The organism is Nocardioides sp., assembly GCF_051876515.1.
Taxonomy (GTDB): domain Bacteria; phylum Actinomycetota; class Actinomycetes; order Propionibacteriales; family Nocardioidaceae; genus Nocardioides.
In genome coordinates this window covers 1-24,526 of sequence record NZ_JBJEHY010000144.1, presented here as the reverse complement: position 1 = coordinate 24,526, position 24,526 = coordinate 1, and the positions used below count along the sequence as shown (strand labels likewise).

The 24,526-nt window shown below is 72.8% G+C and carries 22 protein-coding genes; 9 read left to right on the top strand and 13 right to left on the bottom strand.

Going from position 1 to position 24,526, the window contains the following annotated elements:
• The first annotated feature begins 50 nt into the window (after positions 1–50).
• The gene (locus tag ACI379_RS10895) at positions 51–1,268 is read left to right on the top strand and encodes an acyltransferase family protein (RefSeq protein ID WP_439792110.1); all 1,218 of its coding nucleotides are present in this window, start codon (positions 51–53) and stop codon (positions 1,266–1,268) included.
• A 65-nt stretch (positions 1,269–1,333) separates the two neighbouring features.
• Here ACI379_RS10895 and dmpG read toward each other — a convergent pair whose 3' ends face one another.
• From dmpG to ACI379_RS10880, 3 genes are read right to left on the bottom strand one after another with little or no spacing between them, the layout of a single operon-like run.
• On the bottom strand, positions 1,334–2,365 hold the full coding sequence (dmpG, locus tag ACI379_RS10890) for a 4-hydroxy-2-oxovalerate aldolase (protein WP_439792109.1): 1,032 nt from the start codon (positions 2,363–2,365) through the stop codon (positions 1,334–1,336).
• 3 nt (positions 2,366–2,368) lie between these two features.
• Positions 2,369–3,343 carry an acetaldehyde dehydrogenase (acetylating) gene (locus tag ACI379_RS10885; RefSeq protein ID WP_439792108.1) on the bottom strand — a complete coding sequence of 325 codons (975 nt, stop codon included), beginning with the start codon at positions 3,341–3,343 and terminating at the stop codon, positions 2,369–2,371.
• Positions 3,344–3,346: 3 nt separating this feature from the next.
• Complete coding sequence (locus ACI379_RS10880) at positions 3,347–4,153, bottom strand: 2-keto-4-pentenoate hydratase (protein WP_439792107.1); 807 nt, start codon at positions 4,151–4,153, stop codon at positions 3,347–3,349.
• A 79-nt stretch (positions 4,154–4,232) separates the two neighbouring features.
• On the opposite strand from ACI379_RS10880, the gene ACI379_RS10875 reads away from it, so the two are divergent.
• Positions 4,233–5,042, top strand: a complete 810-nt coding sequence (locus ACI379_RS10875; protein ID WP_439792106.1) for an IclR family transcriptional regulator — start codon at positions 4,233–4,235, stop codon at positions 5,040–5,042.
• Positions 5,043–5,045: 3 nt separating this feature from the next.
• Here ACI379_RS10875 and ACI379_RS10870 read toward each other — a convergent pair whose 3' ends face one another.
• Positions 5,046–5,669, bottom strand: coding sequence for a LysE family translocator (locus tag ACI379_RS10870; RefSeq protein ID WP_439792105.1), 624 nt, complete (start codon positions 5,667–5,669; stop codon positions 5,046–5,048).
• Between the two features lie 270 nt (positions 5,670–5,939).
• Here ACI379_RS10870 and ACI379_RS10865 point away from each other — a divergent pair, with 270 nt between their 5' ends.
• The 3 genes from ACI379_RS10865 to ACI379_RS10855 all read left to right on the top strand — a co-directional run bounded on the left by ACI379_RS10865 (position 5,940) and on the right by ACI379_RS10855 (position 8,392).
• Positions 5,940–6,503 carry a TMEM165/GDT1 family protein gene (locus ACI379_RS10865; protein WP_439792104.1) on the top strand — a complete coding sequence of 188 codons (564 nt, stop codon included), beginning with the start codon at positions 5,940–5,942 and terminating at the stop codon, positions 6,501–6,503.
• Between the two features lie 61 nt (positions 6,504–6,564).
• Positions 6,565–7,407, top strand: coding sequence for a glycerophosphodiester phosphodiesterase (locus ACI379_RS10860; protein ID WP_439792103.1), 843 nt, complete (start codon positions 6,565–6,567; stop codon positions 7,405–7,407).
• A gap of 58 nt (positions 7,408–7,465) precedes the next feature.
• Positions 7,466–8,392 (top strand): DUF5926 family protein, encoded by a 927-nt coding sequence (locus ACI379_RS10855; RefSeq protein WP_439792102.1) that lies wholly within the window; start codon positions 7,466–7,468, stop codon positions 8,390–8,392.
• A 521-nt stretch (positions 8,393–8,913) separates the two neighbouring features.
• Here the strand turns inward: ACI379_RS10855 and ACI379_RS10850 are convergent.
• On the bottom strand, positions 8,914–9,831 hold the full coding sequence (locus ACI379_RS10850) for an MBL fold metallo-hydrolase (RefSeq protein WP_439792101.1): 918 nt from the start codon (positions 9,829–9,831) through the stop codon (positions 8,914–8,916).
• Positions 9,832–9,865: 34 nt separating this feature from the next.
• Positions 9,866–10,960: a GNAT family N-acetyltransferase gene (locus ACI379_RS10845; protein WP_439792100.1), complete on the bottom strand. Its 1,095-nt coding sequence runs from the start codon at positions 10,958–10,960 to the stop codon at positions 9,866–9,868.
• Between the two features lie 136 nt (positions 10,961–11,096).
• On the opposite strand from ACI379_RS10845, the gene ACI379_RS10840 reads away from it, so the two are divergent.
• The gene (locus ACI379_RS10840; protein ID WP_439792099.1) at positions 11,097–12,179 is read left to right on the top strand and encodes a saccharopine dehydrogenase NADP-binding domain-containing protein; all 1,083 of its coding nucleotides are present in this window, start codon (positions 11,097–11,099) and stop codon (positions 12,177–12,179) included.
• A 7-nt stretch (positions 12,180–12,186) separates the two neighbouring features.
• On the opposite strand, the gene ACI379_RS10835 is transcribed toward ACI379_RS10840, so the two are convergent.
• Complete coding sequence (locus tag ACI379_RS10835; protein ID WP_439792098.1) at positions 12,187–13,038, bottom strand: prephenate dehydratase; 852 nt, start codon at positions 13,036–13,038, stop codon at positions 12,187–12,189.
• 69 nt (positions 13,039–13,107) lie between these two features.
• On the opposite strand from ACI379_RS10835, the gene ACI379_RS10830 reads away from it, so the two are divergent.
• The 3 genes from ACI379_RS10830 to ACI379_RS10820 all read left to right on the top strand — a co-directional run bounded on the left by ACI379_RS10830 (position 13,108) and on the right by ACI379_RS10820 (position 14,604).
• Positions 13,108–13,524 carry a DUF4446 family protein gene (locus tag ACI379_RS10830; protein ID WP_439792097.1) on the top strand — a complete coding sequence of 139 codons (417 nt, stop codon included), beginning with the start codon at positions 13,108–13,110 and terminating at the stop codon, positions 13,522–13,524.
• 10 nt (positions 13,525–13,534) lie between these two features.
• The gene (locus ACI379_RS10825) at positions 13,535–14,002 is read left to right on the top strand and encodes a nitroreductase family deazaflavin-dependent oxidoreductase (RefSeq protein WP_439792096.1); all 468 of its coding nucleotides are present in this window, start codon (positions 13,535–13,537) and stop codon (positions 14,000–14,002) included.
• 128 nt (positions 14,003–14,130) lie between these two features.
• Positions 14,131–14,604: a hypothetical protein gene (locus ACI379_RS10820; protein ID WP_439792094.1), complete on the top strand. Its 474-nt coding sequence runs from the start codon at positions 14,131–14,133 to the stop codon at positions 14,602–14,604.
• On the opposite strand, the gene ACI379_RS10815 is transcribed toward ACI379_RS10820, so the two are convergent.
• From ACI379_RS10815 to ACI379_RS10790, 6 genes are all read right to left on the bottom strand, one after another.
• Positions 14,591–17,713 (bottom strand): M66 family metalloprotease, encoded by a 3,123-nt coding sequence (locus ACI379_RS10815; RefSeq protein ID WP_439792093.1) that lies wholly within the window; start codon positions 17,711–17,713, stop codon positions 14,591–14,593. The genes ACI379_RS10820 and ACI379_RS10815 overlap by 14 nt on opposite strands.
• Before the next feature lie 159 nt (positions 17,714–17,872).
• Positions 17,873–18,595 carry a response regulator gene (locus ACI379_RS10810; protein WP_439792092.1) on the bottom strand — a complete coding sequence of 241 codons (723 nt, stop codon included), beginning with the start codon at positions 18,593–18,595 and terminating at the stop codon, positions 17,873–17,875.
• Entirely contained in the window at positions 18,592–21,132 is a 2,541-nt protein-coding gene (locus ACI379_RS10805) for an ATP-binding protein (RefSeq protein ID WP_439792091.1), read from the bottom strand. The genes ACI379_RS10810 and ACI379_RS10805 overlap by 4 nt, the downstream gene beginning before the upstream one ends.
• Positions 21,133–21,136: 4 nt before the next feature.
• Positions 21,137–21,748, bottom strand: coding sequence for a potassium-transporting ATPase subunit KdpC (kdpC, locus tag ACI379_RS10800; protein WP_439792090.1), 612 nt, complete (start codon positions 21,746–21,748; stop codon positions 21,137–21,139).
• A 7-nt stretch (positions 21,749–21,755) separates the two neighbouring features.
• On the bottom strand, positions 21,756–23,903 hold the full coding sequence (gene kdpB, locus ACI379_RS10795; protein ID WP_439792089.1) for a potassium-transporting ATPase subunit KdpB: 2,148 nt from the start codon (positions 23,901–23,903) through the stop codon (positions 21,756–21,758).
• Positions 23,900–24,526, bottom strand: a 627-nt coding sequence (locus tag ACI379_RS10790; RefSeq protein WP_439792087.1) for a potassium-transporting ATPase subunit KdpA, incomplete at its 5' end; no start/stop codon positions are given. The genes ACI379_RS10790 and kdpB, both read right to left, overlap by 4 nt.

Here is a 24,526-nt window from a genome sequence, read left to right as displayed (position 1 = left end):
GCGGGCGGGAATCCCACCTCTTCTAAGTCTAGTCAATTACTCTGTTATGCATGTCCGCCCCGCGCCCCCGCCATGACGCCCTGACCGGCATCCGCCTGTTCGCCGCGATCTGGATCGTCCTGCACCACATCCAGCTGGCCCACAAGTCCCGTCTGGCCGCGGCGTACCCGGAGGCGTACGAGCTCGCCGCCCCCGTCCTCGAGCAGGCCAACCGGGGCCTGGACCTCTTCTTCCTGCTGTCCGGCTACGTGCTCGGGCTGAACTACCTGGAGCGTCTCGGCGGCCGGTTCGACCTGCGGGCCGTCGGCCACTACTTCTGGCTGCGGGTGGCCCGGATCTGGCCCACGTACCTCGCCCTCACCCTGTTCGCCGGCGCCCTCATCGCGCTGCGTGCCTGGCGCTGGCAGTCGACCAGCACCGACGAGCTGACCGTGGCGTCCTTCGTCAAGCAGCTGTTCCTCGTCCAGCTCTGGGACCGCCCCTCGGGGGCCGGGACCAGCTGGGCCGGCCCGGCCTGGTCGCTGTCGGCCGAGTGGCTGGCGTACGCGCTCTTCCCGCTCATGGCCCTCGGCGTGCACGCCCTGACCCGCCGCCTGGGCGCCCGCGGCATGGTGGTGGCCGCGCTCGTCGCGCTCACCCCGATGCTCACCGGGCTCCTCGTGCACCACCGGTTCTCGTACGACTTCGGCTGGGCGCCGCGGGTGCTGTGCCTCTTCCTGGCCGGCATGTGCGTGGCGGCGGCGGTCAACAAGGTCACCCCGACCGAGCGGGAGCGGCGGGTCGCGGGTGCGCTGGCCCCGGCCATCGTCGTGGGCGTGCTCGTCTGGATCGCGCTCACCGAGACCGTCCTCCCGGGCTGGTACGCCGGATACATCGCGTTCGCGTGGCTGCCGTTCGTGGTCTGCCTCAGCATCGGGCGCGGCTGGTTCGTCAGCGCCCTGAGCCACCGGTGGGTGGTGCTCGGCGGCGGCGCGTCGTTCGCGCTGTACCTGCTGCACGGACCCATCCTCAAGCTCTTCCGCGATCTCACCACCGAGACCCGGTTCGTGCTGCCCGACGCGCTGCAGGCACCGGCCGAGGTGGCGCTGCTGCCGCTGCTGGTGCTGGCCTCCTGCGTGATCTACACGCGCTACGAGGAGCCGGCCCGGCGCGTGCTCAGCCGTCTGGTGTCGCGGCGACGCCCCGAGGCCGCAGCACCGCAGGCAGTTCACGCCGCCGAGGTGCCCGCTCCCGCGGCGGTCGTCGCCGAGCCGCTGCGAACTGCCTGAGCCGTCGCCCCCCCGGTACGACGAAGGGCCCCGACCAATCGGTCGGAGCCCTTCGTGCGGACGGATCAGGCGCTCGCGCCCTCACGCTCGGCGAGGATGTCGAGCGCGATGTCGATGATCATGTCCTCCTGGCCACCGACGAGGCGGCGACGGCCGACCTCCATCAGCAGGTCGCGGGTGTCGACGCCGTACTGGGCCGACGCGTTCTCCGCGTGGCGCAGGAACGACGAGTACACGCCCGCGTAGCCCAGGGTCAGCGTCTCGCGGTCCACCCGCACCGGGCGGTCCTGCAGCGGACGGACCAGGTCGTCGGCGGCGTCCTGCAGCTTGAAGACGTCGCAGCGGTGGTTCCAGCCGTAGATGTCGGCCACCGCGATGAAGGGCTCGATCGGGCAGTTGCCCGCGCCCGCGCCCTGACCGGCCAGCGAGGCGTCCACGCGGTAGACGCCCTCCTCGACGGCGACGACCGAGTTGGCCACCGACAGCGAGAGGTTCTCGTGGGCGTGGATGCCGATCTGCGTCTCCGGGTTGAGCACGTCCTTGTACGCACGCACGCGGGCGGCGACGTCGGGCATGGTCAGGCGGCCGCCGGAGTCGGTGACGTAGACGCAGTGGGCGCCGTACGACTCCATCAGCTTGGCCTGCTGGGCCAGCCCGGCCGGGTCGTTGAGGTGCGACATCATCAGGAAGCCCGAGACGTCCATGCCGATCTCGCGGGCGGTCTCGATGTGCTGCTTGGCCACGTCGGCCTCGGTGCAGTGCGTGGCGATGCGGACCGAGCGGACACCGAGGGAGTACGCGTGCTTGAGGTCCTCGACGGTGCCCACGCCGGGCAGCAGCAGCGAGGTGAGGACGGCGTTCTCGATGACGGAGGCGGCCGCCTCGATCCACTCCCAGTCGGTGTGCGAGCCGGGGCCGTAGTTGACCGAGCCGCCGGTCAGACCGTCGCCGTGGGTGACCTCGATGGCGTCCACGCCGGCCTCGTCGAGGGCCTTGACGATCTTCTTGATGTCCTCGGGGTCGATCCGGTGGCGGATCGCGTGCATGCCGTCACGCAGGGTGACGTCCTGGATGTAGAGGTCCTTCTTCTCGGACATGGCTCAGGCGTCCTTTCCGGCGTTCAGCGCTGCCGCGATCTTCTCGGCCGTGCGCAGCGCGGCCGACGTCATGATGTCCAGGTTGCCGGCGTACGCGGGCAGGTAGTGGGCGGCACCCTCGACCTCGAGGAAGACCGCGACCTTGTGGGTGACGACGACCTCGCCGACGCCCTTGCCGAGCAGGGTGTGCACCGGCTCGCCCTCGGGCAGGCGGGTGTACTGCACCTCCTGCTTGAGGCGGTAGCCCGGCACGTACTCCTGCACCTTGGCGACCATCGACTTCACCGACTCGCGGATCTTCTCGCCCAGCGCCTCGTCGGGGTCGTTGACCAGCGCGAACACGGTGTCGCGCATGATCAGCGGCGGCTCGGCCGGGTTGAGGATGATGATGGCCTTGCCCTTCCAGGCGCCACCCACGGCCTCGATGGCGTGCGACGTGGTCTCGGTGAACTCGTCGATGTTGGCGCGCGTGCCCGGGCCGGCCGACTTCGACGCGATGGACGCGACGATCTCGGCGTACGGCACCTCGGTGACCTGCGAGACGGCGGCGACGATCGGGATCGTGGCCTGGCCGCCGCAGGTGACCATGTTGACGTTCTCGAGGACGTTCTCGGCGTTGATGTGCTCGTCGAGGTTGACCGGCGGCACCACGAACGGGCCGATGGCGGCCGGCGTCAGGTCGACCAGCTTCTTGCCGTACGGCGCCAGCTTGGCCGCGTTGGCCTTGTGGGCGCCCGCGGAGGTGGCGTCGAAGACGATGTCGATCTCGTCGAAGCCGTCCATCGCGATCAGGCCGTCGACACCCTCGTGGGTGGTGGGGACCTTGAAGCGGCCCGCGCGGGCGAGGCCGTCGGAGTCGGGGTCGATGCCGACCATCGCACCCATCTCGAGGGTCTCGGACAGGCGCATCACCTTGATCATCAGGTCGGTGCCGATGTTGCCCGACCCGATGATGGCGACCTTGGTCTTCTTGCTCACTGCTCAGCCTTCCTTGGAGAACGTCGCGGTCACCGAACCGAGGTCGGTGAGTTCGGCGCGGACGACCGCGCCGGCGGGGACCGGGTGGACCGGCCCGAGGGCGCCGGACAGGATGACCTGCCCCGCGCGCAGGGGCTCGCCGTACGTCAGCGCCGCTTCGGCCAGCCAGGCGACCGCGGTGAGCGGGTTGCCCAGGCAGGCGGCGCCGGTGCCGGTGGAGACGACCTCGCCGTCGCTGGTCATCGTCATCTCGACGGCGACCGGGTCGAACTCGTCGAGCGTCAGCCTGGTCTCGCCGAGGACGTACAGGCCGGAGGAGGCGTTGTCGGCGACGGTGTCGGCCAGGCGCACCTCCCAGTCGAGGACGCGGGAGTCGACGATCTCGATGGCGGCGCGGGCGTGGTCGATGGCGCCGGCCACGGACTCGGCGGTGAAGGGGCCCTCGGTGAGGTCCGCCTTCAGCACGAACGCGATCTCCGCCTCGGCGCGCGGCTGCAGCAGCCGGTCCATCGGGACGACCTGGTCCTCGGTGTACTCCATGTCGTCGAGCAGCACGCCGAAGTCGGGGGTGTCGACGCCGAGCCACTCCTGGACGGCCTTCGAGGTGAGGCCGATCTTGCGGCCCACGACGGTCGCGCCGGCGGCGGTGCGGTCGCCGATGATGATCGACTGGACGGCGTACGCGCCGGCGACGTCGTCGCCCTCGAGCAGGTCGGTGAGCGGGGCGATGGGCACCCGTGAGCTCTCGGCCTGCTGCAGGCGCCGGGCCGCGGCCTCGACGGCAGCGTCAGTGGCGGTGGGGTTGGTCATGGGACCAGACTCCCCGGTGCGGGCACCCGGGAGAAGGGTGGGGTTCCGGTGAGCGGAACTCGGGTGCATCATGGGGCGCATGGCGTCGCCTTCCACCCCCGAAGGGCCGGCTCTCCCTCCCGAGCCGGCCGAGCCGGTCCTCGACCGCTCCAGCGTGCTCGGGAAGGTGATGACGGTGCTGGAGGCGTTCGCCGCGGACGACGCCGGCGTCGGGTTCGCCGAGCTGCAGCGCCGCACCGGGCTGCCCAAGGCGACGCTGCACCGGGTGGCCGGCGACCTCGTGGCCGCGCGGCTGCTGGTGCGTGTCGACGGGGACTACCACCTGGGGTCGCACCTGTTCCAGCTCGGCATGCGCGCCTCGGTCGAGCGGACCCTGCTCGAGGTCGCCACCCCGTTCCTCGAGGACCTGTACGAGCGGACCCACGAGACCGTCCACCTCGGGCTCCGCGAGGGTGCGGAGGTCGTGTACGTCGCGAAGTTCGGCGGGCACCGTGCGGTGCAGACGCCCTCGCGGATCGGTGGGCGGATGCCGGTGCACGCGACCGCGATCGGCAAGGCGCTGCTGGCGTACGCGCCGGAGCAGGACCGGATCGCGGTGCTCAGCGGGCGGCTCGAACGGTTCACGCCGCGCACCGTGACGGCCCCCGGGCGGCTCCGGCAGCAGCTGGACGCGGTCAAGGAGCACGGGGTCGCGTTCGAGCACGAGGAGTCCAAGCTGGGCGTGGTCTGCGTCGCCGCACCCGTGCTCGACACCGAGGACCGCCCGGTCGCGGCGATCAGCGTCGCCGGGCTGGCGACGCGGTTCCGGCCCGCCGAGCACGCCGCGTCGGTGCACGCCGCGGCCGCTGGGATCGCGGCCACGCTGGCGCGACGGAAGGCGCTGGGGTAGCGCTCAGTCGCGCACCAGCATCGTCACGCCCAGCCCGACCATCATGGTGCCGCCGGCGACGCTGAGCGCGTCGAGGCGCTTGGGCTGCCGCGCGAACCAGGTCCGCGCCTGCCCGGCCAGCAGCGCCCACACGGTGTCCGAGGCCACCGCCATCACGGCGAACACCAGCGCCAGCACGGCCGTCTGCAGCCCCACCGCCCCGCCGGGGTCGGTGAACTGCGGCAGGAACGCGGCGAAGAAGACGATCGTCTTCGGGTTGGTCGCCCCCACCACGAACCCGATCCGGACCGGGTTGCCGCGCGCGGGCGGGGCTCCCATGTCCATCGCCTGCCGCGCGTCCGCGCGGTGGCGGATGGCCTGGATGCCGAGCCAGATGACGTACGTGGCGCCGACCAGCTTCACCACCGTGTACGCGGTCGCACTCGCCGCCACCACGGCGCCGAGGCCGACGGCGACGAGGACGCCCTGCACGGCCAGGCCGAGCGCGTTGCCGACCACCGACAGCAGGGCGTCGCGCCGACCGACGGTGAGGGCGCGGCCGATCGTGAAGAGCAGGCTCGGGCCGGGGACCTGGATGAAGAGGAACGAGGCGACGAGGAAGGTGGCCCACTGGGTCGAGGACGGCATGGCAGCAGTGTGCGTCCGGGCGGGGTGGGATGCCAGCGGGTTTCGACAACGGGTGGCTCGGGGGCTAGGGTCGGCCACCGAAAGGGAGTAGTCCCCAACAGTCGTGTCGACACACTGACCTCCGGGTCCGGCACGGCAGGCCACGCAGGTGGCGGACGAGACTTTCGACCAGTTCGCACGTCCTTGACGCGCCTGGTCGAAGGCTGCGTCCCTCAGGGCTCACCTCCGGCCGGGCCGGAGCAGAGAGAGAACCCCATGTACGCCTTCCTGTTGAGCACCGCGGTCATCTTCGTCGCCGAGCTCGGTGACAAGAGCCAGCTGATGGCGATGACGTTCGCCGCCCGCTACAAGGTCCGCGACGTCCTCATCGCGATCACCGCGGCGACCGCGATCGTCCATCTGGCCTCCGTCGGCATCGGGTACTGGATCGGTGACGCGTTCGCCGGCTACCAGAACTGGATCTCGATCGTGGCCGGCATCGCGTTCTTCGGCTTCGCCGCCTGGACCCTGCGCGGGGACGAGCTGACCGAGGACGAGGCCGCCAAGGCCCGCAACTCCACCGGCATGGCGATCGTCGCTGTCGGCACCGCCTTCTTCCTGGCCGAGCTCGGCGACAAGACGATGCTCGCCACCATCACGCTGGCCACCCAGGAGGGCTGGCTCGGCACCTGGATCGGGTCCACCCTCGGCATGGTCGCGGCCGACGCGCTCGCGATCGGCGTCGGCGCCCTGCTCGGCAAGAAGCTGCCCGAGAAGACGATCAAGATCGGTGCCGCCGTCCTGTTCGCGCTGTTCGGTCTGCTCCTGGTCCTCGACGGCGCCGGGGTCTTCTGACCCGTACGGCTTTCCGGGACGTCGCCGCGCGGACGGCCCTCGCGCGTGCCAAGATTTGGCCATGTCCTCCCTCGGTCGTCGGCCGGGCTCGCCCGTCCCGCGTCGTCGTTCGTTCCGTCCCCAGGTGGTCGCCCACCGCGGCAGCAGCCACGACCTGGCCGAGCACACGCTCGAGGCGTACGTGAAGGCGCTCGACGAGGGGGCCGAGGGCCTCGAGTGCGACGTACGGCTGACCGCCGACGGCCACCTGATCTGCGTGCACGACCGGGACCTGCGGCGTACGGCCCAGCGCAAGGGCCTGGTCTCCACGATGACGCTGGCCGAGCTCGACGAGCTCGACTTCGCCTCGTGGAAGAACCCGTGGGGCGACATGGACGACGAGGCTCCCGACCGGGACCCGGAGACCGGGCGGGTGCTGACGCTGCGGCGCCTGCTGGAGACGGTCGCCGACTACGACCGCCGCGTCGAGCTCGCGATCGAGACCAAGCACCCGACCCGGTACGGCGGCCTCGTGGAACGGCGGCTCGTGGAGTCGCTGGGCGACTTCGGGTGGGACCGTGCCGGTGGGCCGGCGAGGATCATGAGCTTCTCGTTCAACGCGGTCAGCCGGGTCAAGAAGCTGGCCCCGGAGATTTCCGTGGTGATGCTGGTGGAGAAGGCCCACCACTGGCCGGTGCTGCGTCCGGTGGTGGGGGACGACTGGATCATCGGGCCGGGCATCAAGGAGCTGCGCGACCACCCCGGGCTGGGGCGCTACCTGCTGCGCGACGACCGCGAGATCCACGTGTGGACCGTCAACACCGCCGAGGACCTCAACATCTGCCGCGACCTGGGCGTCACCGCGGTGATCAGCGACCGGCCGGCGCACATGCTCAAGCTGCTGGGGCGTACGGCCGGGAGCTGACTCCGTACGGTCGCCGCCGGGGCGGCTCCGGCGGTCCTCGGGCGGTAGGTTCTGCCGCATGGCCAAGAAGTCCCGCAAGACCCGTTCCGCCGCCGAGACCGCCGAGGGTGCCGTCGCGCCCCGCCAGCCCTGCCCGTGCGGCTCGGGCCTGCGGTACAAGAACTGCCACGGTTCGGCGAGCGGCCCGCGCCCCGTCGCGCGCCCGTTCGAGGGGCTGGCCGGCGAGTGTGACGTCGTCGCGCTGCGCGAGCTCGTCCCCGCCGCCACCGCCCCGCTGACCCTCGTCGAGGGCGACCGCGAGGTGCGCCTGTGCACGCTGCTGCCGATGGCGGCGCCCGCGATGGTGCGCGAGTCCGGCGCCATCTGGCTGGGCCTGCAGGTGCAGCACTCGTACGGCGACCCGGCCCGCGACCTCGGCGCCGTGCTCGAGGCGGCGCTGGCCACCACGGAGCCCGGCATCGTCGGCCTGACCACGCCTCCCGGCCCGGGCAAGCGCCTGCAGGACCTCGTCTCGAACACCTCGCTGGACGTCACCGTCCACGAGGGGTTCGGCTACTGGATCGACGACGTCGAGCACGACTCCTCGATGGAGGCCGCGCTCGAGCAGGCCAACGAGGCCGCGATGCCGACCCTGCGGCTGGAGTCGGTCGAGGCGGCGTACTGGACCAACGTCGGCACCAAGGAGCACCTGCGCTGGGTGATGCCGCACCCCGAGGACGCGCTCGTCGACGCCCTCGCGCGGCTGCACGCCGCCGGTCAGGACCGGCTCATCGACGAGGGCCGCCTCGTCGGCATGTTCCGTGCGCACGGCCTGGTCGTCCCCGTGTGGGACCTGCCCGTCGGCACCGGCGCCGAGGTGCTGGAGAAGCCGGCCGCCGCGTTCGCCGCCGCCCTCGAGGACGCCCTCGCCGCGACCGGCGACCTGTCCGCGGAGGAGCGTTCTGCGCGCGCCGGGCTGGTCAACCGGCAGGTGACGATCCGCTGACGCGTACGCCCGGAGCGTGGCGTCCGACCGCAGGTGAGCATCACCTGTGTGACCTCCGTCATGTATCCGGGTGAATTACCGCGATTCCTTTGGTGGGAAGGTTCCTCGCCGGTAGGGTTTCGTCAGACCCGGTTGCTGTTGTGTCCCCCGTCAACAGCAACCGGGTTCTCCAATTTCGTGGGGTGCCGGGGGCGTCGGCCGCCGGTCCGCGTCATGCAGATCGTGGGCACGGACCGGTTCGTACGACGCACGTGCCCGCCCGTTCCCGTGACACGCCCCGCGCGGAGCCCCACCATGGGGTGCAGCACGGGCTGGCCGAGCGGGCCGCCGACGACCTCGGAGGTCACATGACGACGGGTACGGCCGCCCCGGCGGCACGCAGGTTCTTCCGGTACGCCGTCGCGCTCGGCATCGCCGTCATCGCCGGGTTCTTCCTCGGCACGTGCACTGGCGCTCCTCGGCGCGGGCCGGGGAGCTGCTGGTGATCGCGGTCCTGGAGATCCGACGCGGCCGGGGAGGGGTCAGGCCAGCGCCCAGGGGTCCTCGCGCCGGAACACCGTCGGGAAGCTGACCCGTACCCCGTCGCGGGCGGCGAGGCGGTCGATCACCCGCATCGACGCGTCGAGGTCGTCGCCGACGTAGGGCAGCGCCCGCAGCGGCTGGTCGAGGCCGCGGAAGAAGTCGTCCCAGTGGGTCAGCACGACCACGCGGGCGCCGACGGCGCGGACCACGTGCTCCCAGTACGCCTCGACGTACGCCTCGTCCTGCACCCCCAGCTGACCGATCCCGAGGTAGACGACCTCGGCAGACTGGCCGGTCAGTGCTCCCTCGACGTACCCGGCGCTGCCCTGCAGCAGCGCGGTGCGCCCCGAGGCGTGGGTGGTCAGGATCGACCAGGCCTCCCCGCACTTGTACGCCCGCGCTCGGGCCGGCGGGACGACCGGGGCGTCGATGGTGCCGGGGTAGCGGTCGGGCGGGCAGTGGTGCGAGGCGGTGAAGCGCAGCGTCCACGCTCCGAGGGAGACGGTGTCGCCGTCGCCCACCTGCGTCATCCGGTCGGCCGGCAGGTCGCTGCCCCGCCCGACCTGGATCGTCGAGGAGCCCCCGACCAGCCGGGCGCCCGTGCGCTGGGCGACCACGGGCGAGTCCATGACGTGGTCGAAGTGGCTGTGCACCGGCACGACCGCCTCCAGCGTCGTCACCCCTGCCCGTGACAGCGCCGCGTCGATCCGGCCCAGGTCGGGGCTCAACCGGCGCAGCCCCACGGCGGGCAGCGACGGACGGGAGAAGAAGCCGTCGGTCATCACGGCGCTGCGGCCGTCGGTGAGCAGCAGCGACGCCACGCCGAGGAACGTCACCGACAACTCGCCCGCCGCCTCCGGCACGTCGAAGCGGTCGCCGTACGCGGAGATGTCGGGCCGGCCCGGTCGCAGTCGCATGTCGGGAGGGTAGTGGAGTCCAGCGCCCGCGGGGCTAGGTCTGCCCGTCCCACTCCTCGCGCAGCAGCGCGTACTCGTAGCTGGGGGTCCAGCGCCCCTTGGACCAGAAGTCGTCAACCCGGTCGACCTCGCGCCGCATGCCGAGCCGCTCCGCGAGCGCCGCGGACCGCTCGTTGTCGCCGTCGAGGTTCGCGACGATCCGGCGAACGTCGTAGTGCTCGAACGCGATCCGGATCAGGGCCCGCGCGGCCTCCGTGGCGTAGCCGAGACCCGCGTGGGCGGGGTGGACCGTCCACCCGAGCTCGGCGGTGAGCAGAGCGGTGCCCTGCAGCATCAGGACCAGGTCCCCGACCGCCCGGCCGTCGGCCTCGACGGTCAGCGCGAGGGTGCGGTGCGGGACGCCCGGCTCGCGCCGGCGCCACAGCATCACCTGCACCTCGGCGGGCGTCATCGGCTCGGTCAGCAGGTAGCGCATGAACGCCGGGTCGCCGTACGCGTCGGCCAGGTCCGCGGCGTCGGACAACCGCGGCTCGCGCAGCACCAGACGTTCGGTACGGACGGGGAGCTCGGGCGGGACCGGGGAGAACCACCGCGTTCGGACCTCGTCGACCCACGTACGCCGCAGCGGTGCCGCCCCGTCGGGGCCGGCCGCGTCGTGGGGCGGCAGGGGCAGCAGGACCTGGTCGAGGCCGCGCACCCCGAAGCCACCCTCGACCGCCTCGTGCAGGGACGCCAACGCGTCGTGGCGCCGGGCGGTCCCGGCCGGGGCGTCGGCCAGGACCGCGAGCGCTGCCGCTGCCTGGGCGACCCGGCGCTCCGCGTCCACGACGAACGTCGGCAGTACCGAGACCAGCTCGGTCCGTCGGCCGGCGAGCACGTCCGCCCAGGTGGCGCGGGCGCGCTCGGGGGAGAAGCCGACCTGCTGCAGTGCGTCGACGTACCAGGCCTCGACGTGCTCCGGTCCGCCCGCCAGCTCCACCAGTGCGAGGTGGTCCCGCGGCACCATCGCGGTGCCGTCGGGGAGCACGTACGACGGGGGCGGGAGGACACCCGCCGTGGTCAGGCGCAGCGACTCCTCGCCGGCGGGCACGAAGTGGGCCCTGGCGTACTCCTCGTCCTGAGGCGTCATGGCTCCACCGTGCCACAGGCAGTTCGGCGCCGCAGCCGTCGCGGTGAGCGGGGATGGCGAGGACCGGGCCGCGAACTGCCTGCGCCGTGGTGCCCCCGTACCCTTCGAGACGAACCGGGCGGGAAGAGGAGCACCCATGAGCGCGACCGTGTGCGTCGTCGGCGGGTACGGCGAGGTCGGCCGCCAGGTCTGCCACCTGCTCGCCGTCCGCCACCCGGACCTGCGGATCCTGGTTGCCGGGCACGACCCCGACCGCGCCCAGCAGGTCGCGGCGACCCTGCCGGACTCCGCCGCCGTCGCGGTGGAGGTGCGCGACGCCGACCCGTTGGCCGGTGTCACCGAGCCCGTCGACGCGGTCGTGGTCCTCTCCGGGGACCCCGGCCTCCGGCTGCTGGGGTCCGCGCTGGCCCGCGGTGCTGCCGTCGTCGACGCCTCCGAGCAGGTCCTCGCCGTGGACGCGGTCGCCGACCTCGTCGCTGCCGCCGCAACCGCTGACCCTGCCGGTTCCGGCACCGTCCCACCCGTGGTGCTGCCGGTCGGCTGGGCGGCCAGCGCCGCCGCCGTCGCGGTCGCCGGTCTGCTGGCCGACGGCACTGCGGCGGAGCCCTACGACTCGGTCGAGGTGTCGGCGCTGCTGCGCCACGACGACCGGGTGGGTCCGGCGGCTGCCGCCGCGTGGGTCGACCTGCACCGCAGCTTCGTGGTCTGGGAGGAGAAGCGCCGACGCCTGGCGCGAGGCTTCGCCGAGCCGCGCCGGACCGCGTTCGACGCCGGGACGTTCCGCGCCCGACGCGTCTCGAGCGGCGAGCAGGACACCCTCGTCGAGGCCGGCATCGCCCAGGGCGTGGCGGTGCGGCTGGCGTACGACCACGCCCCCAGCGCACTCGGCCTGGCCGCGCTGGTCGGCACCGGCGCCTGGGCGTTCCTGCCGCGGTCGGTGCGCGCGAGGCTGCTGACGGTCGACGCTGAGTCGGGCACCCCCCACGAGGTCCGGGTGCTGGCCAGGCGCGGCGAGGCCGTACGGCACCTCGTCCTGCGCGACCCGGCCGGCCGGGCGCACCTCGCCGCAGCCAGCACGGTCAGCCAGGTCGAGCGGGTCCTGGGCCTCGGCGGACGGGTCGTCCCGCCGGGCGGGCTCAGCTACCCCGAGCAGGCGCCCGACGCCGCCAAGGACGTCGAGGCGATGCGGCAGATGGGCGTCGAGGTCGTCGAGGAGTGAGCAGCGCTCAGGCGTTGCGGAACGGGTCGGCCGGGTAGACGCCCAGCACCTTCACCTCGGTGGTGAAGAACTCCAGCTCCTCCAGCGCGCGCTTCAACCCGATGTCGTCGGGATGCCCGTCGACCTCGGCGAGGAACTGGGTGGCGATGAAGTGCCCGCCGACCATGTACGACTCGAGCTTGGTCATGTTGACGCCGTTGGTCGCGAAGCCGCCGAGCGCCTTGTACAGCGCCGCCGGGAGGTTGCGGACGTTGAAGATGAACGAGGTGACCACGGGGCCGTTGCCGGCCGGCGCGCGCACGTAGTCGCGCGACAGGATGACGAAGCGGGTGGTGTTGTGCTCGGCGTCCTCGACCTCGTCGCGCAGGATCTCCAGGCCGTACACCTCGGCGGCCAGCGGCGGCGCCAGCGCGGCCATCGTGTGGTCGCCGGACTGGGAGACCTCGCGGGCCGCGCCGGCGGTGTCGCCGGCCACGACCGGCCGGGCGCCGATCTCGCGGATGATCCCGCGGCACTGGCCCAGCGCGTGCACGTGGCTGTGCACCGTCTCGATGTCCTCCAGGCGGGTGCCGGGCAGGGCCATCAGCGCGAACTGGATCCGCAGGAACCGCTCACCCACGATGTACAGCCCGGAGTCGGGCAGGAAGTGGTGGATGTCGGCGACGCGACCGGCCAGCGAGTTGTCGATCGGGATCATGGCGAGGTCGGCCTCGCCGTTCTGGACGAGGGCGAACGCCTCCTCGAACGACGCGCAGGGAACGTGCTCGGCGTCGGGGTACGCCTGGCGGGCGATGATGTGCGAGTTGGCTCCGGGCTCACCCTGGTAGGTGATCCGCTGGGGCTGGGAGGGCGCGTTCACGGTGCCGATTTTGGCACGCTGCGCCGCGCCGGACCCGCCGGGACCGTCCAGCGGTCGTAGGGTCGGCCCGTGCAGCCGCTCGACATCGTCACGCTCCTCGTCGCCGTCGCCGCCCTCCTGCTGGGGGTCGTGGCGGTGCTGGGCCAGTTCCGTTCCTCCGAGCCGACCCGGGGCGACGCCGACGCGTTGCCGAGCGACGTGGAGGGTCTGCGCCGGGAGGTGGCGGCGCTGCAGGGCGAGACGGCCGACGCGCTGCGGCACCTGGCGGTGGTCCGGTACGACGCCTTCGGCGACGTCGGCGGGCACCTGTCGTGGTCGCTGGCTGTCCTCGACGACGGCGGCAACGGGGTGGTCCTGACCTCCATCCACGGCCGCAGCGAGGCGCGGACGTACGCGAAGTCGATCGCGGACTGGAGCTGCGAGCAGCAGCTGAGCCCCGAGGAGGACGAGGCGATCTCGCACGCGAGACCGTCCGACCGCCGCTAGTCTCCGGCCCATGAACCCGTTGCGTCCCGTCGCGCTCGCTCTCGGGGCGCAGCCCTGGCTCCCGAAATTCGCGAAGGTCATCGTGGGCCTGGACCGCGGCATCCAGGGCGCCACCAAGGGTCGCCTGACGCTCCTCCAGATGGCGGGGCTGCCCGAGCTGATGCTGTCGGTGGTGGGCCGCAAGTCCGGCCTGGTACGCACCACGCCCCTGCTCTGCGTCCCGCACGACGGGGGCTGGCTGGTCGCCGGGTCCAACTGGGGTGCACCGTCGCCCCCGGCCTGGGTCGGCAACCTGCTGGCGGCCGGCGAGGCCAGCGTCAACTGGCACGGCACCGACGTGCCCGTCACCGCGCGCCGCGTCGAGGGCGCCGAGCGCGAGGCGCTGTGGGCCGTGATGCTCGGGACGTGGCCCAACTACGCCAAGTACGCGGAGCGGACCGACCGGGAGATCCCGGTGTTCAGGCTCGACCCGCGCTGAGAACGGGTCAGTCCCGCCCTCCCAAACCGGGGGCTACCGTCTGGTTCGCCGCAAGATTCCGTCGAACTCCCGTACGGAGACGACTCAGCGGCTGGAACGCCGCGTCCGCGCGCTGCCACCGTCGAGAGATGGTGATCATGTGGCTGACCGGGGTGCTGGTGGGAGTCGTCGGCCTGCTCGTCCGCTGGCGCACGCCACAGCGGTCGGGGTGGCTGCGGATGCTGACCATGTGGTGCGCCCCGCTGCCACCGCTGGCCCTGGCGCTCGACACGCCGGCGCTCAACGACCGGCCGGTGCTGCTGGTCCTGACGGTGTTCGCCGGGTCGAGCCTCGTGGTGGCCGCCTTCGGCCAGCTCGCCGTACCTCCCGGGCGGCCCGGGAGCGTGGCGTGGTGGGCGGTCATCCTGGTCTCGGCGCCCGCCTCGGTGGTCGCGTACGACCTGGTCGACGGCGTGCTCGAGGGCTACCCGGCGTGGGGCCCGGTGCTCGACCACGCCGCCCTGGTGGTGCTGTGGACCGCGATGCTGGCCGCGCCGCTCCTGCTCGGCGTCTCCGCCCCAGGAGCGGCGCGACCAGCCCACGCCCACGTCAGCGGAGGCTGACCCGCACGACCTTCGAGACGTTGCCCGCCTTGTCGGTGGCCCGCACCTGCAGCACGCGGACCGTGCTCAGCGTGCTGCGGACCAGGGGCGCCCGGTAGGTCTTCCACGTCCCGGTGTCGCTGGTGCGGAACTGGATCCGCAGCACCCCGGAGGTGGCGTCGGCCGCCTTCAGCGTCACCGTCCGGGCGGTGAGCCTCGAGGAGAGGGTCGGCTTGACGGTGTCGACCTTGACGGTCCGCTTGAGCCGGGTCCGCTCCCCGTACGGCGAGGTCGCGCGCAGGGTGACGGCGCTGCGGCCCTGGGGCAGCGCGACCGTCTTCGTGACGTCCACCCAGGTGCCGTCCTGCAGCACCTGGACGGGCGCGGTCTCGCCGGTCAGCAGCACCGTCGCGGTCGGACGCAGCGCGGCACGGCCGACCCACCAGCCGGCTCGGCCAGCCTTGCCCGCGGGAGCGAACGCCAGCGTGGCGACGCGGGCCTCGAACAGCGCGGCGAGGCCGTTGGAGTCGAGGTGGCCGAGCAGCGCGTTGGCGCTGGTGGGGATGGTGCGCCAGTACTGGTTGGAGCCGGTGTGGCGGTTGTACATGCCCGGCCGGTACGTGGAGCGGTTGAGGTCCATCGCCAGCGTGGGCGTGGTGGCGCTGACGACGTGGCCGTCGTCCTCGAGGATCCAGCCCTGACTGGTGTCACCGGTCCGGCACGCCGTGGCCGTCACCGGCGTACCGACGCGCAGGCACAGGTCGGGACGGTCCGTGGGGTGGATCCGACCGGACTGGTCGGCCCACCACGACTCCGCCGAGGTGCCCGTGCAGCCGGCGGCCGAGGTCGTCGTGCGTACGGTCGTGGAGCCGTCGGCGGCCTGGTCGAGGGTGAGGCACTTGCCGCCGTCGACGGTGACCTGCTGGCCGGTGGGCAGCACCGAGGTGGCGGAGTCGGTGTAGCCGCGGGCGGTGAGGAACTCAAGCAGCGTGGCCGCGTTGCCGTTCGTGGCGTTGCCGAACGTGCTGCCGCGCTCCGAGAGGTACGCGGTGACCGCGGTGGCGTCGGAGGCCAGGCCCAGGATGCGCTCCGCGACCGTGCGGGCGGCGCGCGACAGCGACGACAGGTCGTCGGACCAGCCCTGCAGCACCACCAGGCTGGCGGCCGACAGCGACGGGTTGGCGACGTCGGCCTGCGCGGCGAGGAGGGGCTGGAGCCGCTTCATCTCCTGCGTGCGCAGCGCCTCGTACCCGCTCTCCTGACCGACCACGACAGGCTCGGCCAGGGGCTCCAGGTCGGTCGCGATGGTGATCGGCGCACCCAGGGCAGTGGTCACGCCGTTCTGGCGGCAGGCGACCTGGGCCCCGGTGGGCCGGTCGGACTCGGCGATGTTGACGTTGAGCTGCTTCACGCCGTCGTTGGCCGCGATCTCGACGTACCGGGTGGGCTTCTGGGCGAAGTCGACCTGCACCCAGCAGCGACGCGTGGCCGACACCTCGGTCGGGTCGACCTGCGGCAGGTCGAAGGTGACGCCGTAGTTTGACCTGAACGCCGGGTAGAGCAGCGACTGCTCCGGCTTGGCCGGGTTGTAGCCGCCCAGCAGGGTGAAGACGCTCCCGCCGACGCGCTCGGGACGAGGACGGTCGAACGACGGGTTCAGCTGCGTGGCGTCGACCCAGGCGCCGGTCGCGGCGTCCCAGTCGCGGTAGCCGCTGGGGTAGTCGGTGTCGGCGGTGACGGACTTGAGGTTCGCCTGGATGCGCTTGAGGCTGTACCCGGTGTGGTGGGTGTAGTCGGACAGGTTGCTGGTGTCCCACCCGCCCGACATGGCGTCACGGTTGAAGTTGAACTTGCCGGCCAGGTTCTCCGACAGCGGCACCCCGTTGACGGAGCCGTTGCGGCCGAACGCGGCGGTGTCGAGGTTGGAGCGCATCCGCTGGCGGAAACCGATCCAGCCCCAGCCGGAGTCCATGTGGTGGCTGGCGTTGCGGACCCGGTCGTCGCCGGTCCTGGAGTCGTCCCAGCCGGGGAAGTGGCCCAGCCCGTAGGAGTGGCCGAGCTCGTGGCTCAGCTCGTTGCCGACCGAGTCGTACAGGGTGGCCATGCCGTTGCCGCCGGACAGGCCGTGGCTGTGGCGGCCGTTGGCGTACAGGCCGGCGGAGTGGTGGATCACGCGCTGGTTGGTGACCTGCGGCTGCGACTGGTTCATCGGCGAGGAGGTGATGCCCCACGTGGCCAGGTTGATCCCGGTGGAGACCTGGGCCTTGCCGACGTTCTCCCGCATGTCGCCGGAGTAGACGTCCCCGTTCCCCGGCGCCGGGTTCTTGGCGTCGTAGATCGCCCCGGAGGCCACGATGACGCGGTCCAGCTCGACCTTCTCGTACCTCGCCATCGTGAGCCGTGCGACCGGGATGGTGGAGAAGTAGTCGGTCGCGCCCCAGGCCGGGTCCTTGATGAACCGGTGCCCGTCGCCGTCGGGGGCGTTGGTCAGCATCCCGAGCTGGATGTTGTTGACGACCAGCTCCTTGGGGGCGGCGACGTCGACGTGACGCAGCGTGCCCACCGTGCCGGAGTCGTCGACGAACCGGAGCTTCATCCCCGGTCGCACCCACTGCCACGGCAGCCGCACCGACCACGCCTTGAGCGAGTACGCGACCTCGCCGCGCTGGTCGACGCCCTGGTCGGAGCGGGGGAGGAGGCGGGGGTGGTTGAGTGCGACGGTGCCTTGGAGGGCGCCGTTGACCGTGACCCGGACCCGGACCCCGGACAGGGGCGTACGGGGGGTGAGCAGCAGCAGCGTCTCGCGCTCGGCGGTGATGTCGGGGCGCTCGGCGGCGGCGTTGCCCGTCGGGTCCACCGAGGTGGCCTGCACGAGCTCGACCTGGCCGGCCAGGGCGCCCGTGAGGTCGTCGCGCACCGGGCGCTCGGCGCCGGTGCGGGTGGTGTCGTGGAAGCCGATGTCGGCGCTGGGCAGGTGGTCCGGCGAGACCGGGAGGATGGTCGCGCTGGTGGAGGGCCCCTCGGCTGCGTCCGCTGGGAGGGCGGGCGAGGCGAGGACGGAGAGACAGAGGAGGGCGGCGACCGAGGGCGCGCAGGCGCGCCTCAACCGCTCCCGTGGGATGGGAGTCATGAGGTCCTTCGGTGTGGGGTTGGTGGCCGGTGGGGTCGGCCGGGTGCTGGGACCGGGGTGGGGACCCGGCTCAAACATCTGATGTCCGATCTTAGGGACGCGAGATCGCCCGTGTGGCCGAAATCGACCGACTCGCGGTATGACGGCCCCGTCCGCCGCTCACGGCTCCAACGTGTAGCCCAGCCCCGGCGAGGTGATCAGGTGCCGCGGTGCGGCCGGGTCGGCCTCGAGCTTGCGGCGCAGCTGGGCGGCGTACACCCGCAGGTAGTGCCCCTCGGACTCGTAGCCGGGGCCCCACACCTCGCGCAGCAGCTGCTCCCGGGTGACCAGCCGGCCGAGGTGCCGGGTCAGCACCTCCAGGAACTCCCACTCGGTCGGGGTGAGGCGCACCTCCTCCTCGGCGCCACCGCCACCACCGTCCCCGCCCGCGGTGCCCGACCTGAGCACCCGCTTGCGGGCCAGGTCGATGCGCAGGTCGCCGACCACCACCACCGGCTCCTCGTCGCCCGCGTGCGCGGCACCCCGTCGTACGGCGGCGCGCAGCCGCGCCATCAGCTCGTTCATCGCGAACGGCTTGGTCACGTAGTCGTCGGCGCCCAGGTCGAGCGCCTCGACCTTGTCCTCCCCGTGCTGACGTGCCGAGAGCACCACGATCGGCACCTCGGTCCAGCCGCGCAGGCCCGCGATCACCTCGGTGCCGTCCATGTCGGGCAGCCCCAGGTCGAGCAGCACCACGTCCGGGTGCTTCTGGGCCGCGGCCCGCAGGGCGGAGGCGCCGTCGGAGGCGGTCACGACCTCCCAGCCCTGCGCGCGCAGGTTGATCGCCAGCGCGCGGGCGAGCGCGGGCTCGTCGTCGACCACCAGGACCCGGGCGTGCGTCACGGCTCCGACCTCCTCCCGTCCTCGCTGCGCGGCACCTGCACCACCAGCGTCAGGCCGCCGCCGGGGGTGTCCTCCGCGCTGATGGTGGCACCGATCGACTCGGCCAGGCCGCGGGCCACCGCGAGGCCGAGCCCCAGGCCCTCGGTGCCGGAGTCGGAGAACCGTTGGAACGGCTCGAACATCCGCTCCCTCGCGCGCGCCGACAGGCCGGGGCCGTGGTCCACGACGCGGATGTCGAGGCGGTCGCGGTGGACGTGCACGGTGACCCGCACCGGCCCCGTCTCGGCGGGGGACGCGTGCCGTACGGCGTTGCCGACCACGTTGGCCACGACCCGCTCCAGCAGCCCGGCGTCGGTCACCACCAGCGGCGTCATCTCCGCGACGTCGAGCACCACCTCGTCGGCCTCGTGGCCCGAGACCGCGATCGGCAGCACCTCCTCGAGGCTCACCGTGCGCAGCTGCGGCACCACCAGCCCCGAGGAGATCCGGGACAGGTCGAGCAGGTTGTCGATGAGGTGCTGCAGGTCCGCCGCCGCCCCGCTCGCGGCGGAGAGCAGGGCCGTACGGTCGTCGTCGTCGAGCCCGCCGAGCAGCAGCCCGTCCACCGAGGTGCGCATCGTGGCCAACGGGGTGCGCAGGTCGTGCGAGACGGCGCGCAGCAGCGCGGTGCTGGTGGCGTCGGCGCGCTCCAGGACGACGGCGCGCGCCTCCCGCTCACGCAGCCGGCGGTACTCCAGGACCAGCCCCGCCTGCAGGGCGAACGCCTCCACGACGCGCATGTCGGAGGCCTTCAGCTGCCGCCCGGTGAGTGCCAGCACGTGGTCGTCGTCGACGCGTACGGAGTGGTCGGCCGACTCGGGCGTCGCCGCGGGCTCGGCGCCGTCCCCGGCCACCTGGACCCACGCGTTGCCCTCGTGCCGCAGCAGCGCCACCGCGTCCAGGCCGAAGGTCTCCCGCAGCCGCGAGGCCACCGCGTCGGCCGTGTCGGCGCCGGTGAGGACCGACTGGGCCAGGCCCCCGATCGTGGCGGCCTCGGTGCGCGCCTGCAGGGCCTCGGCCGTACGCCGCGCCGCCAGGTCGACCACGGAGGCCACCGCGACCGCCACGGCGAGGAAGACGGCGAGTGCGACCAGGTTGCCCGTCTCGGAGACGGTGAACCGCCCCACGGGCGGGGTGAAGAACCAGTTGAGGCAGGCGAAGCCGACGGCGGCGGCGAGGACGGCCGGGCCGCGGCCGCCGACCAGCGCCACCAGGACCGTCAGCGCCAGGTAGCAGAGGACCTCCAGCGGCAGGTTCCCCGTCGACCCGGTCAGCCGGAACAGCGGCACCGCGGCCACCGGGAGGACGCACGCGAGAGCCCAGGCGAAGGTCAGTCGCTCACGCCCCAGCGTGGAGCGGCGACGGCCCGCCAGGGACGCGACCCCCTTCTCGTCGTGCGGCACCAGGTGCACGTCGATGCCGCCGGAGAGCTGGGCGATGCTGGTCGCGGTCGAGCGGGTGAAGAGGCGCTGCCAGCGTCCCCGCCGCGAGACCCCGACGACGACCAGGGAGGCGTTGACGCCGCGGGCGAAGTCGACGACGGCCTCGGCGACCTGCTCACCGACGACGGTGTGGAAGGTGCCGCCGAGGTCCTCGGTGAGCCGTCGCCACCGGGTCAGGTCGGTCGGTCCGCCGCTGAGCCCGTCGTGGCGCAGCACGTGCACCACCACCAGCTCGGTGCCGGCGCCCCGCTGCGTGATCCGGGCGCCCCGGCGTACCAGGTCGTCGCTCTCCGGGCCGCCGGTCACCGCGACCACCACCCGCTCCCGGGCGGGCCACGCCTCGTCGATGCGGTGCTCGCGCCGGTACGCGCCCAGCGCCGTGTCGACCCGGTCGGCCAGCCACAGCAGCGCCAGCTCGCGCAGCGCGATCAGGTTGCCCGGCCGGAAGTACGACGACAGGGCCGCGTCGATCTGCTCCGAGCGGTACACGTTGCCGTGGGCCAGCCGGCGGCGCAGCGCGTCGGGGCTCATGTCGACCAGCTGGATCATGTCGGCGTCGCGGACCACCGGGTCCGGCACGGTCTCGCGCTGCCGCACCCCGGTGATCTGCTCGACGGTGTCGTTGAGCGACTCCAGGTGCTGGATGTTGACCGTGGTGATGACGTCGATGCCGGCGGCCAGCAGGATCTCGACGTCGTCGGCGCGCCGCTCCCGGGGGCTGCCGGGGACGTTGGTGTGGGCCAGCTCGTCGACCAGCACCACCTGCGGCGCCCGGGCGAGGACGGCCTCGGTGTCCAGCTCGGTGAACTCCACGCCGCGGTGGGTCAGCGTGCGGCGCGGCACCACCTCGAGCCCCGCGAGGTGCTCCTCGGTCTTGGTGCGCCCGTGGGTCTCCACGACACCGACGACCACGTCGGTGCCGCGCGCGACGCGCCGGTGCGCCTCGTCGAGCATCGCGTACGTCTTGCCCACCCCCGGCGCCATGCCGAGGTACACCGTGAGCCGGCCCCGCCCGCGCGGCAGACCCTGGCTGCCGGGGGCGGGCGCGGTCTCCATGCGGTCAGTCTCGCAGTCCGGCCAGCGCCACGTTAAGCGTCACGACGTTGACACGCGGGGCACCCAGCACGCCCAGGTCCCGGCCCGAGGTGTGCTCGGCCACGAGGTCGCGCACGGCCTCCTCGTCGAGGCCGCGGGCTGCCGCGACGCGGGCCACCTGCAGTGCGGCCCACTTTGGGGAGATGTGCGGGTCCAGCCCGGACCCCGAGGCGGTCAGCGCGTCCGCGGGCACCTCGTCGGGGGAGACGCCCTCGAGCTCGGCCACTGCCGTGCGCCGCTCCTCGACGGTCGCGAGCAGGTCGGGGTTGTTGGGGCCCAGGTTGGAGCCGGCGCTGGCCATCGCGTCCCAGCCGTCCCCGGCGGCCGAGGGGCGTGCGTGGAACCACTCCTCGCCCTCGAAGCCCTGGCCGATGAGTGCGCTGCCGACCGACTCGGCGGGGTCGGTGGTCCGCTCCGACGAGGCGGTGACGTACGAGCCGTTCGCCTGCCAGGGGAGCAGCACCTGGGCGACGCCGGTGACGGCCAGCGGGTAGGCCACCCCGAGCACCACGGTCAGCAGCAGGACCAGGCGGAGCCCGGCCAGCGTGTGGCGGGTGAAGTGGAAGAGCGTGTTCACGGTGTCCTCACAGTCCGGGGAGCAGGGAGACGAGCAGGTCGATGAGCTTGATGCCGACGAACGGGGCGACCAGTCCGCCGACGCCGTACAGCAGGACGTGGCGCCGCAGCAGCTGCTCCGCGCTCGCCGGGCGGTACCGCACCCCGCGGATCGCCAGCGGGACCAGCGCCACGATGACCAGGGCGTTGAAGATGACGGCCGAGGCGATCGCGGACTCCGGCGAGGAGAGCCGCATGACGTTGAGGACGTCGAGCTGCGGCAGCGCGGCCGCGAACATCGCGGGCAGGATCGCGAAGTACTTCGCCACGTCGTTGGCCACCGAGAACGTGGTCAGGGCGCCGCGGGTGATGAGCAGCTGCTTGCCGATCTCCACGACGTCGATCAGCTTGGTGGGGTCGGAGTCGAGGTCGACCATGTTGCCGGCCTCCTTCGCGGCCGACGTGCCCGTGTTCATCGCCACCCCGACGTCGGCCTGGGCCAGCGCGGGGGCGTCGTTCGTGCCGTCGCCGCACATCGCGACCAGGCGGCCGCCGGCCTGCTCGCGGCGGATCAGGGCCAGCTTGTCCTCCGGCGTCGCCTCCGCCAGCACCTCGTCCACGCCGGCCTCGCGGCCGATCGCCGTGGCGGTCAGCTGGTTGTCGCCGGTCACCATGACCGTACGGATCCCCATCGCGCGCAGCTGGTCGAAGCGGGCGGTCAGGCCCTCCTTCACCACGTCCTTGAGCTCGACGACGCCGAGGAGCCGCGCGGGTGCCGTACCGACCTGCTCGGCCACGACCAGCGGGGTGGCGCCGCGCGAGCCGACCTCGTCCACGGTCGCGGAGATCTCCGTGACCGGGTGGCCGCCGGTGCCGCGCACCCACTCGCTGACCGAGCTGCCGGCGCCCTTGCGGATGCTGACCGTACGGCCGTCGATGACGTGGTCGAGCCCGCTCATCCGGGTCCGGGCCGAGAACGGCACCAGCTCCGAGCGCTCCGGGAACGCGGTCGCCGCCGAACCGGGGTCCTCCAGGGTGATGAGGTCGACGATGCTGCGGCCCTCGGGCGTCTCGTCGGCCAGCGAGGCCAGCAGGGCTGCCCGCGCCAGCTCGGAGCGGTGCACGCCGGGGGCGGGACGCAGCTCGGTGGCCCGGCGGTTCCCATGCGTGATGGTGCCGGTCTTGTCCAGGAGCAGGACGTCCACGTCCCCGGCCGCCTCCACGGCGCGGCCCGACATCGCGAGCACGTTGCGCCGCACCAACCGGTCCATGCCGGCGATCCCGATCGCGGACAGCAGGGCACCGATGGTGGTCGGGATGAGGCACACCAGCAGCGCCACCAGCACCACCGGTGAGGGGCGGGCGCCGGCGAAGTCGGCGATCGGCCACAGGGTCGCCACGACGAGCACGAAGATCGCGGTCAGGGCGAGGAGCAGCACGTTGAGCGCCTTCTCGTTGGGGGTGCGCTGACGCTCGGAACCCTCGACGAGGGCGATCATCCGGTCCACGAACGACTGGCCCGGGTCGCGGGTCACCTGGACCACGATCTGGTCCGACAGCACCACGGTGCCGCCGGTGACGGCGCACCGGTCGCCGCCGGACTCGCGGATCACGGGGGCCGACTCACCGGTCACGGCCGACTCGTCGACCGAGGCCACCCCCTCGACCACGTCGCCGTCGGCGGGGATCCGCTCGCCGGGGCCGACCACGACCACGTCGCCGCTGCGCAGCTGGGTGCTGGGCACCTCGTCGTACGGCCGGTCGGCGACGGGTACAGCCGCCAGCTCCTCGACGGTGCCGCGCAGCCGCCGTGCCGTGGTGGCCTGCTGCAGCGCCCGCAGGGACGCCGCCTGCGCCTTGCCGCGGCCCTCCGCGACAGCCTCGGCGAGCGTCCCGAACCAGACGGTCAGCCACAGCCACACCGACACCACGACCGTGAGCACCGAGGGCTCGACGAACGCGGCGACCGTGGTGAAGGCGGCGCCCGCTTCCACCAGCAGCAGGATCGGGTTGTCGAGCAGGCGGTCGGGCCGCATCTTGCCCAGCGACGCCGGGAGGGAGGCACGGACCAGGGTGCCCAGGGCGCTGCCGCCCCGTGGTGTGGGTGGGGTTGCCTGGTCCGTGCCGGTCGAGGGGGCCGCGGTGGGCTGCAGGGGTTCTTCCGAGAGCTGCGTCATGACAGGGACTCCGCGATCGGGGCGAGGGCGAGGACGGGTACGAACGTCAGTCCGACCACGACCAGCGCGACGCCGGTGAGCAGGGTGGTGAAGAGGGGACGGTGGGTCGGCAGGGTGCCGGCGCCCTCGGGGACGTGCTGGGCGCCGGCGAACCGGCCGGCCAGCGCGAGGACGGCGACGATCGGTACGAAGCGGCCCAGCCACATGCACAGGCCGGTCAGGGTGTTCCAGAACGGCGTGTTGGCGGTGAGGCCGCCGAAGGCGCTGCCGTTGTTGTTGGACGCCGACGTGATCGCGTACACGACCTCGGTGATGCCGTGCGGACCCGCCTCCTGGATGCCGGCGCGCCCGGCGTCGGTGGCCAGTGCCAGTGCCGAGCCGACGAGGACGAGGGCGGGGGTGGTGATCACGAAGACCGAGACCAGCCACATCTCGCGGTGGGTGATCTTCTTGCCCAGGTACTCCGGCGTCCGGCCCACCATGAGGCCGGCGATGAAGACGGTCACGATCGCCAGCAGGACCATCCCGTACAGGCCCGACCCGACGCCTCCGGGGGCGATCTCGCCGAGCATCATCATGAACAGCGCGACCATGCCGCCGGGCGCGGTCAGGGAGTCGTGCAT